The sequence below is a fragment of the Spirochaetota bacterium genome, assembly GCA_035477215.1.
Lineage (GTDB): Bacteria > Spirochaetota > UBA4802 > UBA4802 > UBA5368 > MVZN01.
Genome location: DATIKU010000034.1, coordinates 25,042 through 39,598, shown reverse-complemented (window position 1 = coordinate 39,598; position 14,557 = coordinate 25,042). Strand labels below are relative to the sequence as shown.

At 55.5% G+C, this 14,557-nt stretch carries 12 protein-coding genes; 4 read left to right on the top strand and 8 right to left on the bottom strand.

Annotation, left to right across the window (positions count from 1 at the left end):
* Positions 1-649 precede the first annotated feature (649 nt).
* Positions 650-1,426, top strand: a complete 777-nt coding sequence (locus tag VLM75_07755; protein ID HSV96814.1) for an enoyl-CoA hydratase/isomerase family protein — start codon at positions 650-652, stop codon at positions 1,424-1,426.
* A gap of 90 nt (positions 1,427-1,516) precedes the next feature.
* On the opposite strand, the gene VLM75_07750 is transcribed toward VLM75_07755, so the two are convergent.
* The 3 genes from VLM75_07750 to VLM75_07740 form a co-directional block, all read right to left on the bottom strand.
* Positions 1,517-2,500: a nitronate monooxygenase family protein gene (locus VLM75_07750; protein HSV96813.1), complete on the bottom strand. Its 984-nt coding sequence runs from the start codon at positions 2,498-2,500 to the stop codon at positions 1,517-1,519.
* Between the two features lie 122 nt (positions 2,501-2,622).
* Positions 2,623-3,786, bottom strand: a complete 1,164-nt coding sequence (locus VLM75_07745) for an FAD-binding oxidoreductase (GenBank protein HSV96812.1) — start codon at positions 3,784-3,786, stop codon at positions 2,623-2,625.
* Positions 3,787-3,796: 10 nt separating this feature from the next.
* Positions 3,797-5,293, bottom strand: a complete 1,497-nt coding sequence (locus VLM75_07740) for an NAD(P)/FAD-dependent oxidoreductase (GenBank protein ID HSV96811.1) — start codon at positions 5,291-5,293, stop codon at positions 3,797-3,799.
* Between the two features lie 306 nt (positions 5,294-5,599).
* Between VLM75_07740 and VLM75_07735 the strand changes: the two genes are divergently transcribed.
* Positions 5,600-6,073 (top strand): YiiD C-terminal domain-containing protein, encoded by a 474-nt coding sequence (locus VLM75_07735; GenBank protein HSV96810.1) that lies wholly within the window; start codon positions 5,600-5,602, stop codon positions 6,071-6,073.
* A gap of 260 nt (positions 6,074-6,333) precedes the next feature.
* On the opposite strand, the gene VLM75_07730 is transcribed toward VLM75_07735, so the two are convergent.
* The 5 genes from VLM75_07730 to VLM75_07710 form a co-directional block, all read right to left on the bottom strand.
* Positions 6,334-7,539 carry an acetyl-CoA acetyltransferase gene (locus VLM75_07730; GenBank protein ID HSV96809.1) on the bottom strand — a complete coding sequence of 402 codons (1,206 nt, stop codon included), beginning with the start codon at positions 7,537-7,539 and terminating at the stop codon, positions 6,334-6,336.
* 1 nt (position 7,540) lies between these two features.
* Positions 7,541-9,007 (bottom strand): 3-oxoacyl-[acyl-carrier-protein] synthase III C-terminal domain-containing protein, encoded by a 1,467-nt coding sequence (locus VLM75_07725; GenBank protein ID HSV96808.1) that lies wholly within the window; start codon positions 9,005-9,007, stop codon positions 7,541-7,543.
* Positions 9,008-9,050: 43 nt separating this feature from the next.
* On the bottom strand, positions 9,051-9,965 hold the full coding sequence (locus VLM75_07720) for an SDR family oxidoreductase (GenBank protein HSV96807.1): 915 nt from the start codon (positions 9,963-9,965) through the stop codon (positions 9,051-9,053).
* Between the two features lie 61 nt (positions 9,966-10,026).
* The gene (locus VLM75_07715; protein ID HSV96806.1) at positions 10,027-10,881 is read right to left on the bottom strand and encodes a MaoC/PaaZ C-terminal domain-containing protein; all 855 of its coding nucleotides are present in this window, start codon (positions 10,879-10,881) and stop codon (positions 10,027-10,029) included.
* Between the two features lie 24 nt (positions 10,882-10,905).
* A complete protein-coding gene (locus VLM75_07710; GenBank protein HSV96805.1) occupies positions 10,906-12,765 on the bottom strand; it encodes an acyl-CoA dehydrogenase in 1,860 nt (619 codons plus the stop codon).
* Between the two features lie 393 nt (positions 12,766-13,158).
* Between VLM75_07710 and VLM75_07705 the strand changes: the two genes are divergently transcribed.
* Entirely contained in the window at positions 13,159-13,731 is a 573-nt protein-coding gene (locus VLM75_07705; protein ID HSV96804.1) for a nitronate monooxygenase, read from the top strand.
* Positions 13,732-13,742: 11 nt separating this feature from the next.
* Positions 13,743-14,549: an enoyl-CoA hydratase-related protein gene (locus tag VLM75_07700; GenBank protein HSV96803.1), complete on the top strand. Its 807-nt coding sequence runs from the start codon at positions 13,743-13,745 to the stop codon at positions 14,547-14,549.
* Positions 14,550-14,557 lie beyond the last annotated feature (8 nt).

Below are 14,557 nucleotides of genomic sequence, written 5' to 3'. Positions count from 1 at the left end.
GGCCGATGCGACCTGCTCAAGCGCGCTCTCCTGTTCTGCCAAAGGGCATTCATTTCCTCGGACCGCCCCTTTTAGTGCCATGTCCCGGAGCTTTCCCCGGGAATGAGGAGGCTGAATTCCCCATGTATTAAAAATTGCTTGAATATTTGCCGGTATCGTATTTGTCATAATCATGCCATTGAACTCCTTTGTTGCCTGAAGTTTTCAGCGATTTCCAAGTCTATATATTATGGAAACTATTAGCGTTTTTTAATCATACCCGTGTTTCCATGGGACAGCGGTATAATAGAACCTGTGGCGCCCAGCACCGAAGAGGTGGGAATGAAACTTATAGGCGTGATATATGGGTTTGTAGTTCCGGTCTTCGTATCGTTTGTATTCACGGGCTGCGGGGGGGGCTGCGCGACCAGTTTTAAGCGTGATGGGTTCACCTTTGAGATCGCCCTCCATGCCATGGCGGGTGGCGGACTGGCACGATACGGATGGTATAAAAGCATCGCGAACCATACTGTCATAGTATTCACCAAACACCCCCGGAGAAGGGGGTTTGCCAGTGGTCCGTTTTGGCCGGTCTGCGGACGGCAGTAATCGGAATCGCGATTGAACCTGCCGGCTCCGCGGTAATATGCATAATAACGAGGCAAATGAGATGTCAGACCCACTCGTCCTGTGTGAAAATCGAGGTCCCGTTTCCTGGATCACTTTCAACCGGCCCGATGTTTACAATGCCTTTAACCTCGAGCTGGGCAGGGAGGCCTTCTCCGCCCTGGGCAGGGCCATTGAAGACCCGACCACCCGTGTAATCGTGTTCGCCGGATCTGGCAAGGCCTTCTCGGTGGGTGCCGACGTGCTCGAGGTGAGCGGCTCCGACGATCCCGCCCGCGTTATAGGCGAACTCGCCACCATTGCACACAGGGCCATCGCCGAGCTCCGACAGTGTCCCAAGCCGGTAGTGGCCAGCCTCAACCGGCTGGCCGCCGGATACGGACTTGCGCTGGCCCTGGCATCGGACATACGGGTCGCCACCGAACGGGTTCGTTTGCGGTATGCCTATTCATCGATTGGGCTGACCGGAGACGGCGGCATTAACTGGTCCCTCCCCAGGATGACCGGAACATCACGCGCCCTGGAAATAGCCCTCCTTGGCGAGGATATCCGCGAAGAGGAGGCGGCGAGGCTGGGAATCATCACGAAATTTTTCCCCGCCGATCTGCTGAACGATGAGACCCAGAAAATCGCCGAGCGCATCGCCGCCCTGCCGCCGAAGACGGCCTCGGCCATAAAGCGCATGATCTACGGCTCGGCCGGGATGGACCTTTTGGTCCACCTCTCGGCGGAACACGCCGCGCTGCTGGAGGCGACAGCGGCGCCGGAGTTTAAGACAATGCTCGAGAGTCTGCTTGAGGGATTTACCCAGAAAGGATGAGAAGGCTGCGGCTTGGGAGAAAATGGCAAGAGACCGGCGGAAAAAGGCGGCAGTGACCGCTGCCGCCTTTTCCCAGCGCAGGCCGGGCTGTTAAAACAATTTACCGGCCTTACTTAGCGCTTCCTGGGCCTCCCTGACCATCCGGTCCAGCAATTCCTTGCAGGTAACGACATCGTTGATAAGGCCTATGGACTGGCCTACCATCATGGGGGCCACCTCCACATCTCCATCTTCCCACGCGCGTTTCATGCGCTCGCCGGCGATCAGGGGATAGAGGTCTTCGAATTTACCGCCGCTCTCCTCTATCTTGCATATTTCGGCAACCACCTGGTTCTTCAGCGCCCTGCCCTGCAGGTGCAGCGACTTGCAGATAAGGGTGGTCTCGTTTTCCTGGCGTTTAACGATCTCTTGTTTGATGTTATCATGCACGACACATTCCTTTGTGGCCATGAAACGGCTGGCCATCATAACGCCCTGGGCTCCCAGCGCCAGGGCCGCCGCCATGGTTTTCCCGTTCGCAATACCCCCCACCGTCACCACCGGTATTTTTACCGACTCGACGATCCTGGGCGTGAGCACCATGGTGGTGACATCGTCGTTGAGAGGATGTCCGCCCTCCTCGATGCCCGCGGCATAAATCCCGTCATATCCGGCCTTCTCGGCGTGTTTTGCGTGACGCACGGATCCCACCTTATGGAAAAGCCTGACCCCCGCTTTTTTCAGCATATCGATCATCTCCGGCCCGGAGACCCTGTCGATCGGGGCGCCCGACACCTCGATGCCCGCGATCTTTTCCTCGGCGCAGATTTTAAGATACATCTGGTGGTGCTCCGCCGTGATGCGCACCGACGGAAGAATGGTAAGCCCCACGATGAAGGGCCTGTCGGTCAATTTGCGGGTCTCCCGAATGGCGTTTCGAAAATCATCCTCGGTCTCGTAGTTGCCGGCGGTGAGGTTACCCAACCCTCCGGCATTGGAGATGGCGGCGCAAAGCACCGGTTTACAGAGCCACTGCATCGCTCCGCATATAATGGGATACTTCACGCCGAACATCTCGGTTATTGCTGTTTTCATGTTGCTCCTCCCGAAATATAATTGTGCATACGTAGCTTTTATCGCTCCCCTGCCCACCGTGGGGGCATCCAATGATCAACCCCCTGCCGAAGAATCCCCACTCGGTTCCGTGATGATGCAGGTTAAATCAGTATCTCGCAATCCTCCAGCGGATAGGATACGCAGGAATGAATATAACCGAACTGTCGATCCGACTTGCGCACCGGTGTCCCCTTCGGCTGAAACACTTTTCCGGCGACCAGCTTCAACCTGCACATGCTGCACTCCCCCGAGCGGCAGAGACTGGGAAGTACGATGCCGTTCTTTTCCAGGGCAGAAAGAATCGATTCGCGCGACGAAGCCCTGATGGCGGCGGTTTTGACACCCTTCACCTTCAGGTTAAAGACCGCGTCCTTCTTCACGCTTTCGGGCCAGCCCGGGCACTCATAGATGTTGACCGGCGCGCCGAACACCTCCCTGCGGATCTTGCGACGGGGAATGCCCATGCTCACCATCTCGGGAAGGCAGAAATCGTACAGGCCCTGCGGTCCGCATATGAAATACGTCTTGTCACCGGTTTTTTTCAGCACCTCCTTCATGAGATCGGCGGTGATGAAGCCGCATTTACCGGCATACCCGGCCGCCGGTTTTTCAATTACGGGAATATAATGAAATTTTTTCACCTTCTTCCCGATGGCGGCGAGCTCTTCATGAAAGATGATATCGTCATCGCCGCGGTTGCCGTAGAAGAGATATACTATTCGGTCCGTTCCCCGCTGGGCGATCTCCCGTATCATGCTCATGAAGGGGGTGATGCCGCTTCCGCCGGCCAGGTATACCACGGTATTGTCGTGTATGATGGGATTGTAATAAAAGGTGCCGGCCGGTCCGGAGCTTTCCAGTCGATCACCGATCTTAACGCGGTCCAGCAGGAAACCGGATACCAGACCGTTTTCCACCCTGCGTACCGTAATATCATAATAGGCGGTCTGATTCGGTGGCGACGAAATGCTGTAAGCCCTGGAGGTTCGCACCTTCCCGGCCTCCACGAACAGGCTGATGTACTGTCCGGCGATAAACGGCGGGAGCCGGCCCTCGGTCGCCGTCAGCCTCAGGGTTTTAGTGGAAGGCGTCTCATCGATGATGTCGTTTACCCTTAGCGTCATACTCGCCGGGTGAAGCGTGTTTATGTATTTCGCCACCTCGCCCCGCTCCAGACTGTGATCGCTGCCGTAGCGTCGGGCGATTTCCATTTCCTTGATTACGTCATCGTAACGATCCAGCTGTTTTACCAGTTCTTCTTTCATGTCGTCCCCCTTACGCTTTCATTTCTCTGATAACCGCCCTTGCCGCGGCGACACCCGATTCCAGGGTGGGCTGAAATCCGGGGTATCCCACCCATGCACCCGCGCTGTAGAGTCCCCTGATATGGGACTTCGGGGGCACGAACATGGTGGAGTCCTTATTGAAATGATCGAAGCCGTAGATGGCCCCCCGCGGATGGCCAAGGTAACGCATGTGGGTCAGCGGCGTCGAAATCTCCATCTCCTCAATGTGATTGCGAAGTCCAGGGTATGACTTCTCGGCCAGGGAGATCATGGCCTCCCCCTCCCTGAACTTGGTTTCCGCATACTGTTGGGGAGGAACCCTCAGCCAGGCGTCTCCATATTTGAGCGTAACCAGGGTCGCCTGACAGGTCCCCGGCGGCGAAAAATCGGGAATTATGAGGTCGTAACAGGTCATCATCATAAAATCTTCCTCGTCGATGTTCACCACCTTCATCTTTTCATATCCCCGGTCGATATCGGTGCTCTGGCTGATGAAGTGAGTCGACTCGGGGATACCCGCCTCCTCGGGGGTGCAGTCCAACCCCATGTAAACGCAGAAGCCCGACTGGCTTATAGAGCTCTGGCGAAGCTCAGGCAGTACGCCTTCGGGCACATGCTCAGGATCAAGCAACTCCATGTAGGTGGATATTTTAGACGCGTTCGATATGACAAAGTTCGTCCTGATCTCGTCGCCGGATTCGGTCACCACGCCTTTTACCGCGCCCTGTTGAACAATGATTTTTTTCGCGCCGCAATTGTAGCGAATAGCGCCGCCCGATGAGAGAATGACGTCCGCTATGGCGTTGGACATGGCCTGGGAGCCGCCCTTGAGATGATAGGGCTTGAACTCCATGTAACTGAAAATAAGCGCCGCCATGTCGTTAAAGGCCAGATGCCGGGGCGGAAGGCCCATGTATCCCCAATAGGCCGAAAGAACGTATTTCAGGATGGGATCGCTGAAATAACCGTCCAGCACCTCCTGGGTGCTGCGCAGGGCGTACTTGAAAAACCTGGGGTATTTCTCGCGGCTGGTCTCTGGATCGTTCATATAAAAAGCACTGATAACTTCGACAAAGTAGGCCTTCACAAAATCAAAGAAATTCTGTATATTATCCTTTTCCTTGGGAAACTGCTTCTGCAATAAGCCGATGGTTTCGTTCCATTCCGGCCGAAGCACCAGGTCCAGCTCGTCACGTACCGTGATGCGGTACAGGTCGGTCATGGGGACGAATTCGAGCTTGTCCATCACCCCCAGCCGGTCCAGCAAGCCCCTGAGGGGCCCGGGATATTCAGGACTTCCCATGCCGCTCAATTGATGGAGGGCCACCTCGAATTCGAAACGTCCCCGGCAGAAACTGGTGGCGCAGCCCCCGGGTATATTATGGCGCTCCAGCAGCAACACGTTCACACCCTTCCGCGCCAGGTGCGCGGCGGCGGTAAGCCCGCCGTTTCCAGCCCCTATTACGACCACATCGTAATCCGCCATGGACTGCCTCCTTTTGGAAAGATAGCTCCATACAACATAACACTGTTATGTTGTAAAGCAATAAAACAGCATTGTTGCACTTCATCCTTGAATTCAGCTTTTCTAAAATATGACAGGGAATTGAGTTGCGGCGGCTATCTCAGCATGCTATATTCCGACCCTATGATTTTAATCGCATTCGATACCGTTGCTTGTCGTTTTGACGCGCCAACAGGATAAGTGCCGTATGAGATTACACCGTAGATTTACCCTCTCGTTTAAGTGGAACAGCCGCGAGAGGAAATATATGCCCAAGAGGGACCACCCATGATAGACGAAAAGTACAAAAAAATCGCCGATTACACAAAAAACGGTATCGAGGCCATCAAAAGGACCGGACTCACCCTGTTGGAGTGTCGTGACAACTATGTCAAGCTCCTGATGCCGCTGGAAGGAAATGTGAATCACATAGGCATGATGTACGCGGGATCGCTGTTCACTATTGGGGAGGTTTCCGGGGGAGCGATTTTCGGCGTCACCTTCGATTACCTGAAATACATCCCCATCGTCAAGGAGGTCACCATTCGCTACAGAAAACCGGCATTGAGCGACGTCACCCTTGTGGTGGAAATGACCTCGGACCGGGTTGGCGAGCTCCAGGAACGCACAGACCGGAATGGCAAGGCCGATTTCACCCTTGATTTGGAAATCAAGGACGCCGGCGATGAAACCGTTGCCCTGGTACACGGCATCTGGCAGGTGCGCAAAATTCCCGAGGGCATGAAAAATCCCCTGGTCTGATTTACCAGGACCATTGTATTACGCTACCACTCCCATCACCAAATGCTCCGGGAGACAGTCGGGGCGCGGCTTCCCGTTTAAAAACCTCTGTCGCTTTTCGCCGTAAAAAGAGAGCACACAAGGGGATTTGCCAAAAAATTCCGGCTTGCCTGTGCGGATTCATGATGAATTCCCAAACGCGACCCGTGACAGCATAAAAAAGGGTGGGCGAACACTTACATGTCCGCCCACCCTGGCATTCTTACAGCATAGATGACCGCTTAGTTATACTTCCCCACAATCGAGATGCTGCATACGTTCATGTAAGGCATGCCCCCCAGGTTGTGCGTAAGGCCGATTTTTGGGTCTTTAAGCTGTCTGTCACCGGCCCTGCCCAGCAGCTGAAGGTACATTTCATAAATCATACGAAGTCCCGACGCGCCTATGGGATGTCCGAAGCACTTGAGGCCCCCGTCGATCTGGCAGGGCACCCCTCCATCGGCATTGTAGAAACCGTCCATGTAATCCTTGATCGCTCCTCCATCGGGGGAGATGAACAGGTCTTCCATGGTCACCAGCTCTGTTATTGAAAAGCAGTCGTGCACTTCGCACATGCTGATTTCCTTGCGAGGATTCTTAATGCCGGCTTCTTCGTAGGCCTTTTTCGCCGCGGTCCGGGTGGTCATAAAATACGAACCGTCCCAGGACTTGTGACCACCCTCAAGGCCGTTGCTTACCGAAAGCTGCAGTGCCTTTACCGATACCAGGTCCTTCTTGCCGAGCTTCCTGGCTATTTCGGGCGTAGTGACGATGGCGCAGGCCGACCCGTCGCTTACACCGCAACAGTCGAATAGGCCCAGGGGGTCCGCCACGATGGGAGACGCTAAAATCTGCTCCACCGTTACGGGATTTCGAAGATGGGCCTTGGGATTCTTGGCTCCGTTCGCATGGCTTTTTGCCGAAACATGCGCCAGGGCCAGTTTCAGATCCTCCCGTTTGATGTTGAATTTGTTGCGGTAGGCGCTGGCCAGCTGGGCGAAGGCACCCGGGGCGGTCATGTTGGGGGCCCACTGGGATAAAAGAGATCCCGCTCTCGAGTCGAAAACCGGAAGTCCTCCATATCCCGTATCCTTGAGCTTTTCCACGCCCTGTGCCAGGGCGATATCACAGGCGCCCGACGCCACCGCGTATACCGCGCCCCGGAAGGCCTCGCTTCCGGTGGCGCAGAAGTTTTCCACCCTGGTCACCGGGATAAAGGGCAGTTTCAGCGCCATGGGCAGGGCCAGGGCCGATTTGCCCGTGTTTATCTCCTCTATGCACACGCCCAGCCACGCCATCTCAATGTCCTTCTTTTCGATCCCGGCGTCCTTGACGCACTCCTCGAAGGCCTCCACCATAAGCTCTTCGGCGCCCATGTCCCAGCGCTCGCCGAACCTGGTGCAGCCCATACCAAGTACGACCACCTTGTCTCTGATTCCACTGGCCATATCACCCCTCCTGTCCCTTGGCGTAGATCGGTTTCGCTTTCCAGAAATACCGGGTGAAACCGCGGGCCGTATCGATGTTCTTGATGCGGAACACCATCTTCACCGGCATACCCACATCCACGTTACCGGTCACGTGGTCGGTAAAATCGCACATAAACTGCCCGCCCTCGTCAAACTCGATCATGCCGTAGTGGGCCGGCGGGTCCACGCAATAAGTAAGCAGGTCTGACGACCAGGTTTTAATCTTTCCACCCAGGTCGGCGTACTCAAAATCTTCCTGGGAATGCAGAGCCCCGCATTCAGGGTTCACGCAGAAATCCGACTTGGGAAACTGCGGTGTATTGCATTTCGTGCACTTGCCGCCGACAAGTCCGAGCAGCATTTTACGCTTACGGTACAGCGCCGAGAGGGCCGTTTTCCAGTCACCTTCAGCCCTCATGCCGTTCTCCTGGACAACCAGGTTGTTGAAGGTAAGATATTTGAGATAATTCTTCTCTTCCTTTCTTTCGGCCAGGCACCCCTTGACCCCCTTTCGGGGCTTGAGTTTCGTTATTTCCGGGGTTACCTCCAATAGAACCGCCGATGCTCCCTGCCCGAAGGCCACCAGAAGAATCTTGTCGCCCGGCTTGGCGTCCTGGAGCGCCGCGACCAGCATCACCAGGGAATGGGCGGTCCCGGTTTCACCGCACACCTTGTGCATGTTGTCGGCGACCTTGTCCTTCTCTATGCCGAATTTTTTCGCAACGCTTACCGGTTCCCTTGAAAATACACAGGGCATCACAAAGCGGGCGATATCGGCCCCGGCCGTCTTTGTCTTCTTCAAGAGGCCGTCAATCGCCTGCACGGCGATTTTATTATACCCCTCGTCACGGGCCCAGCGCTCTTCCCAGAAATAATCGTATTGCTTGTCGATTCCCTTGAAGTGGTCCACGAAGTCGTAGGACACGGTATACGAACCCTTGATCTCGGCTATCACATTCTTGTTCCCTAAAAGTACCGAGGCCGCCCCGTCGCCAAACCACATCTCATGGAAAAACGCCGACTTTGTGCGCCGCTTGTCCGCGGCCACCACCAGCGCGGTCTCATACTCGCCCGACTTCACCGCGTTCAGCCCCGCCAGGAGCGCCGAACCGCCGGCCCTCATGGAGGCGGCGAAATCCGCGGTTTCGACCGCGTCCTTAAGATTCAGCGCCGTCGAGACGATACCGGCGTTTTGCCGGTCCTGAAAGGGAAAACTGAGCGAGGCCAGATACAGAGCGTCGACCTTTCCCTTATCAAACCCCCTCAGACAGTCACGCGAAGCCTCAACCGCCATGGTGACGCTATCCTCGTCCCAGTTCGCCATCGAACGCTCGCCCTGCGCCACCGCAAACAGCGCCGGGTTCATCCACGCATTGGCGAAAAACACCGTTCCCCGATCCAGTCTCAGCAGGGGGATGTATCCGCCGTATGAAACGATACCAGCCATTGGCCAATCCTCCTCTCCTTATTTGCTCAACCATTCATTATTACTACTTCCCCTGAAGCAGGGGAGTGAAATACGCGAAAGTCTCGGCAAGATTGCTTATATATTTCGCGTCTTTCAGGCTCGTGATCTTGTCCCAGTTCGCCTTGATTTCTTCGACCTTGATGTCCCGGCTACCGTCTCCGATGGCTATCCCCGGGGCGCAAACGATGGCGGAACGACTGAACCATCCTGCGCCGCAGTTGAAAATCATCCCCGTATCATTCATATCTTCCGACAGGAGAAACAGCACCAGCGGCATAATGAACTCGGGTTTGAGCTTCTGGAAAAACTCCGGCGGCATTACGTCCTCGGTTAACCGGGAAGCCGCGATCGGCGCGATGGTATTGGCCCTGATGTTATTCTTTGCCCCCTCGATGCTGATCACGTTCATAAACCCCAGGAGGCCCGTCTTGGCGGCGGCATAGTTGGCCTGACCGAAATTGCCATAGAGTCCCGCGCCGGAGGTGGTAAACACGATACGGCCGTACCCCTTCTCTTTCATGACGGCGAACGCGGGCTTGGTGACACAGAAGGCGCCCCGGAGGTGCACGTTGTGAATAATGTCCCACTCGTCTTCGCTCATTTTCACAAGGCTCTTGTCCCTGAGGATCCCCGCGTTGTTGACGAGCAGGTCCACCGTCCCGAAGGCGTCGAGAGCGGTTTTGGTGATATTCTCGCCCCCCTTCGCCGTCGCAACCGAATCATAGTTGGCGACGGCCTGGCCGCCAGCCTTTTTAATCTCATCCACCACTGCATCCGCTGCATTTGAGCTCGCACCCGAACCGTCCCTTCCGCCGCCCAGGTCGTTAACCACCACCTTCGCCCCTCGCTTTGCCAGGTCCAGGGCATAGACCCTTCCCAGACCGGCGCCGGCCCCGGTTACAATTGCGACCTTTCCGTCATATCTAATCTCAGCCATTGGAACCTCCTTGAATAATTAATTATTTTTCCACGATCGAACGCATCGGCCATGCACATACTTACACAATCAGCGACCACGCGTTCCTGAGCACATCATGACCCTCGTTGTTTTTTACAGTAAGACCAAACTTCACACCGCCCTCGGCCGGGCCGATCTTGAATCCCTGGAATGTCAGGGTCTGCCCCGGCAGCACCGGTCGCGAGAATCCGACCTTCATTTTTCGGATCTTCATCGGATCCCTGTCGGGGCCGGCGCAGTTGTCCGCGAAGCTTTTATGGGCGAACGCCATCGTGCACAGCCCCTGCAGGATGATTCCGGGCAATCCCACCTTCTTGGCGAAATCGTCATCGATATGAATCACGTTATGGTCACCGGACGGCTCGGCATAGATATAAGTCTGTCCGTTTCGCACCTTCATTTCCTGGCCCCAGAGTATATCTCCGGGAATGATCTTTTCATCCTTTTTGACGTCCGGCTGTCCCGACCCGGCGCTGCGATCAAAGAACTCGCCGGTGGCCTTCACCACCACCTCGCCGTTCTGGTTGGCGCAGACCGACTGCCAGGCAAGTATTCCCCCCTTTTCCCGCGTCTCGATCCCTGAGATGGTCAGCTCGCTTTTCACCTTGTCCTTTGGTTTCACGGGAAGCAGCCATTCGAACTCCTGGGAATAATGAACCATCATCATGACATTCATGCCAGTTTCCTGATCGAAAAGCAGGTCAACCACCGGGGCGAGGGCGTAATTGACCGCGTACATGGGCGGCGCGATAATACCGCCCGGACGCCGATTGTCGAAGTAGGCGTCGTTGTCCTCGTTATACGCAAGCGCATAATAGATGCTCTCGTGGGCGGTGATATCTATTCCGCCCTTCGACTGATACTTCTTGCCGACAACCTTCTCATTCAACGGCATAAGGACCTCCATATTGATAATTTTTTATATCGAGGCGAAGCTTTGCTCCGGAATCTCCATTACCGTAAGATCTCCGCTTTTAATTGCCATGGCCAGCGCGTCGATCTGGGGCAGACAGTTTTTGATAAAATACCGGGCGCCATGGACCTTTCCCTGGTAAAAAGCCGCGTCCCTGTTGTTCCTGATAAAATCGGCCATGCCGGCATCGGCGATTTTGTTTTCCTGCGCCATCATCGAAAGCTTCCGCGACGCGATTCCAGCCTGCCAGAAAAGCAGCCATCCCAGGCAGACATGACCCATCATGGTAAGAAAAGGATGTGCGTTGATTACCGGCGTCATGAACTTCCCCTCCTTTCCGCACTGGGCAAAGAACATGCCCAGCTCTCCCAGAAGGTTGACCGCGGCCTGGACCTCGGACTTCATGTCGGCTATGGACTTCTCACTTCCATATTCCTCAATGGTTTTGTTCATTTCCCCGAGAAGGTTGATGAAATTCTCCCCTTTCTTCTGCCCCAGCTTGCGGCCCACAAGGTCCAGGGCCTGGATACCGTTGGTCCCTTCGTAGATTGAGGCTATTTTCAAGTCCCTCATAAACTGCTCGACGGGGTAATCCTGGCAAAACCCGTAACCACCATACACCTGAATGGCGGTCTCGGCGACCCGAAAACCCATATCCGAACAGAAGGATTTGCATATGGGCGTCAGCAATTCCATGACGCCGTGTAGTTTTTCGGCCAGCCCCCGGTCCGCCAGCGCCTCGGCGCGGTCGACGCAACTCGCGCAGTAATACACCAGCGCCCGCATCCCCTCTACGTGAGACTTCATCCACAGAAGCATACGGCGGACGTCGGGATGTTCGATAATGGACACCCGTGGAGCGTCCGGGTTCTGCAGGTTCATCAGGCTCGCGCCCTGCTTTCGTTCCCGGGCGTAATTGAGCGCGTGCAGGTAGGCGACGGAGGCGCCACCAAGACCCTGAAGCCCCACGCCGATGCGCGCCTCGTTCATGAGTTGAAACATGATCTTCATTCCCTGCCGTTCGTTTCCAAGCAGCTCGGCATAGCAGTTACCGTTGTCCCCGAAGTTGATCGAGCAGGTCGCGCTCCCCTTTATTCCCATCTTGTGCTCGATGCCGCTGATCGTGTAATCGTTTCGCGATCCCGGCGAACCGTCATCATTCACAAGATATTTGGGGACGAGAAAGATCGATATGCCCTTGGTCCCGGCAGGGTCTCCTTCGATGCGCGCCAGTACGGGATGAATGATGTTATCATAGAGGTCCGAATCGGCGCCGGTTATGAATATCTTGGACCCGACCAACCGGTAAGTGCCGTCGTTCTGTTTGATGGCCCTGGTCTTGAGGTTTCCGACGTCCGAGCCTGCCTCGGGTTCGGTAAGCGCCATGGTGCCTCCCCACTCTCCCGAATACATCTTTTCCATGTATTTTTTCCTCTGAGCGTCGGTGCCATAATTCTGAATCATGTGGCCGGCGCCGGAAGTCAGAAACATATATGCGAGAAAACTGAAATTGTGGATCATGGGCTCGGTCGCGGCAACGCTAATGGCATAGGGGAGCCCCTGCCCTCCATGCTCTGGAGGCATCGACATTACGCCCCAGCCCCCCTCGGCGAACAGTTTTTTAATGCGATGGAAGCATTTCGGCACCTTGACCGATCCATTTTCCAGCCTGCAGCCTTCCCGGTCCCCCTCCGCGTTGGCGGGATAGAGCTCCTCTACCGACAGCCTGACCGCGGTCTCAAGGGTCATGTCGAACATGTCCCTGGAATAATCCTTGAATTTTTCAGTGGAACAGAGCTCCTCGAAATTAAGCATTTCATAGAGCACGAACGCCTGGTCCCGTTCGTCGACGATGGTGTTGTTCATCAGGCTCTCCCGGTAATTACAGTATAATTTTTATTCACGACACATGGGCCGATTCTTTCCCCCAGGGATACCCGGCTCATTTCCCGCAACGCGAAGCAAAGCCCGGTTGCGCCGAATACTGCGTGCTGATAAAATTAGTGATACTCACTTACGCAAGAGTGAATGCCAAGACATGGTTTGTCAATAATTATTTTGTAATACGATAAGACATATATTTTTCATGGCACGCAACAGAAATCAACCCATTTTTCAAAAACATGTAATATTGTAATACAATTTAATTGACAAAAAAATACCGGCCCATATTCTCTGAATGTGTAAGTGAGCATCACTAACGACTGTGCGCCTGAATCACGAATGAAGGGAGGCCGGGTATATCCCGGAAACCTGCGGATGTTCAAAACCAGGATAACCGAAATGCTGGGAATCCCCCACCCCCTGCTCGTGTGGGGCATGATGTGGCCCTGCACCCCGCCGCTGAGCGCCGCGATTTCCGGCGCAGGGGGCATGGGGAACCTTACCGCCGGGAATTATCCATCAGAAGAAGATTTTCGAAACGCCATAAGGGAAACCGGAAAGCTCACGGACAGGCCCTTCATGGTAAACCTCACACTGCACCCGTCGGTACGCGTCACCGCGGATCATCACGACATGTACATTAAGGTATGCGCAGAGGAAAAAATAGCCGGCATCGAGGTGTCCGGTTCATCGCTGGACAGGGCGGCGGGAATGAAAGCCATCGAGATCCTGAGAAAAGCGGGCGTCAGGCTTTTTCAGAAAGCGGGCTCGGTGCGTCACGCCCTCCACGCCGAGAAAGTGCGATACGATGGCATTTACGCCGCTGGTTTCGAGGAGGGCGGGCATCCACTCATCGACGATGTCCCCACCTGCAGGGAACCGCTGGACCGGATGGCCGACGTGGCGCGTCTGCGCCTGGACCGGGCTCGTTCAACAATTATAAGCTGAGGAGGAACACCATGGCGGAAAACTATATCGGTGAAAAGAAAGGCCACGTTTATCACATCACCATAAACCGTCCTGAAAAGCGCAACGCCCTGTCTTTTGAGATGCTTCGGGAAATCTCCGACATGGTTGAAGGGGTCGCGGGTGACCCCGATGCGAGGGTCATTCTGCTGAAGGGAGCCGGGAAAATGTTTTCTTCAGGCGTGGACCTGGGATCTCTTGCGGGGCTCCTGCCACTTTTCGCGGGAGAGGCGGCGGCCGGCGGGTCCGGCATACGCGACCTTGTTTCGAAGGGCCAGCGCTGCATGAACCTGCTTGAGTCCGTTGAGATTCCGATTATCTGCGCCATTCACAACCGTGTACAGGGCATGGCCGTGGAACTTGCCCTGGCCTGTGATATACGCCTGATGAGTGATGAATGCCTCTGGGGGCTCCAGGAGGTGAAATTTGGCCTGATCCCCGACCTGGGGGGCAACACCAGGCTTTCGCGCCTCGTGGGGCCGGCACGTGCCATGGAAATAAACATGACCGGCAAGCTCTACAGCGCGCAGCAGGCGCTCCAATGGGGTCTGGTAAGCTACCTGTACCCGGAAGAGCGGCTCTTCGAGGAGGCCGAGAAGCTGGCCGATGAAATCGCCGCGGGGGCGCCAATCGCGGTCGGCGCCATTAAAAAAGTCATACGCAGGGGACTGGGGGTTGACCAGGCCACCCAGCTTGACATGGAGGGCTTCTACCAGAGCATTTGCGGGCGAAGCGAGGATTTCAAGGAAGGCGTCACCGCGATGCTCGAGAAACGGGCCCCGCAGTGGAAACGAAGATAAGCGGCGCC

Excerpts from the sequence above, each read along its gene's own strand:
- VLM75_07755 (HSV96814.1), top strand. The coding sequence starts at position 650 with ATGTCAGACCCACTCGTCCTGTGTGAAAATCGAGGTCCCGTTTCCTGG.
- VLM75_07750 (HSV96813.1), bottom strand. The coding sequence starts at position 2,500 with ATGAAAACAGCAATAACCGAGATGTTCGGCGTGAAGTATCCCATTATA.
- VLM75_07745 (HSV96812.1), bottom strand. The coding sequence starts at position 3,786 with ATGAAAGAAGAACTGGTAAAACAGCTGGATCGTTACGATGACGTAATC.
- VLM75_07740 (HSV96811.1), bottom strand. The coding sequence starts at position 5,293 with ATGGCGGATTACGATGTGGTCGTAATAGGGGCTGGAAACGGCGGGCTT.
- VLM75_07735 (HSV96810.1), top strand. The coding sequence starts at position 5,600 with ATGATAGACGAAAAGTACAAAAAAATCGCCGATTACACAAAAAACGGT.
- VLM75_07730 (HSV96809.1), bottom strand. The coding sequence starts at position 7,539 with ATGGCCAGTGGAATCAGAGACAAGGTGGTCGTACTTGGTATGGGCTGC.
- VLM75_07725 (HSV96808.1), bottom strand. The coding sequence starts at position 9,007 with ATGGCTGGTATCGTTTCATACGGCGGATACATCCCCCTGCTGAGACTG.
- VLM75_07720 (HSV96807.1), bottom strand. The coding sequence starts at position 9,965 with ATGGCTGAGATTAGATATGACGGAAAGGTCGCAATTGTAACCGGGGCC.
- VLM75_07715 (HSV96806.1), bottom strand. The coding sequence starts at position 10,881 with ATGCCGTTGAATGAGAAGGTTGTCGGCAAGAAGTATCAGTCGAAGGGC.
- VLM75_07710 (HSV96805.1), bottom strand. The coding sequence starts at position 12,765 with ATGAACAACACCATCGTCGACGAACGGGACCAGGCGTTCGTGCTCTAT.
- VLM75_07705 (HSV96804.1), top strand. The coding sequence starts at position 13,159 with ATGTTCAAAACCAGGATAACCGAAATGCTGGGAATCCCCCACCCCCTG.
- VLM75_07700 (HSV96803.1), top strand. The coding sequence starts at position 13,743 with ATGGCGGAAAACTATATCGGTGAAAAGAAAGGCCACGTTTATCACATC.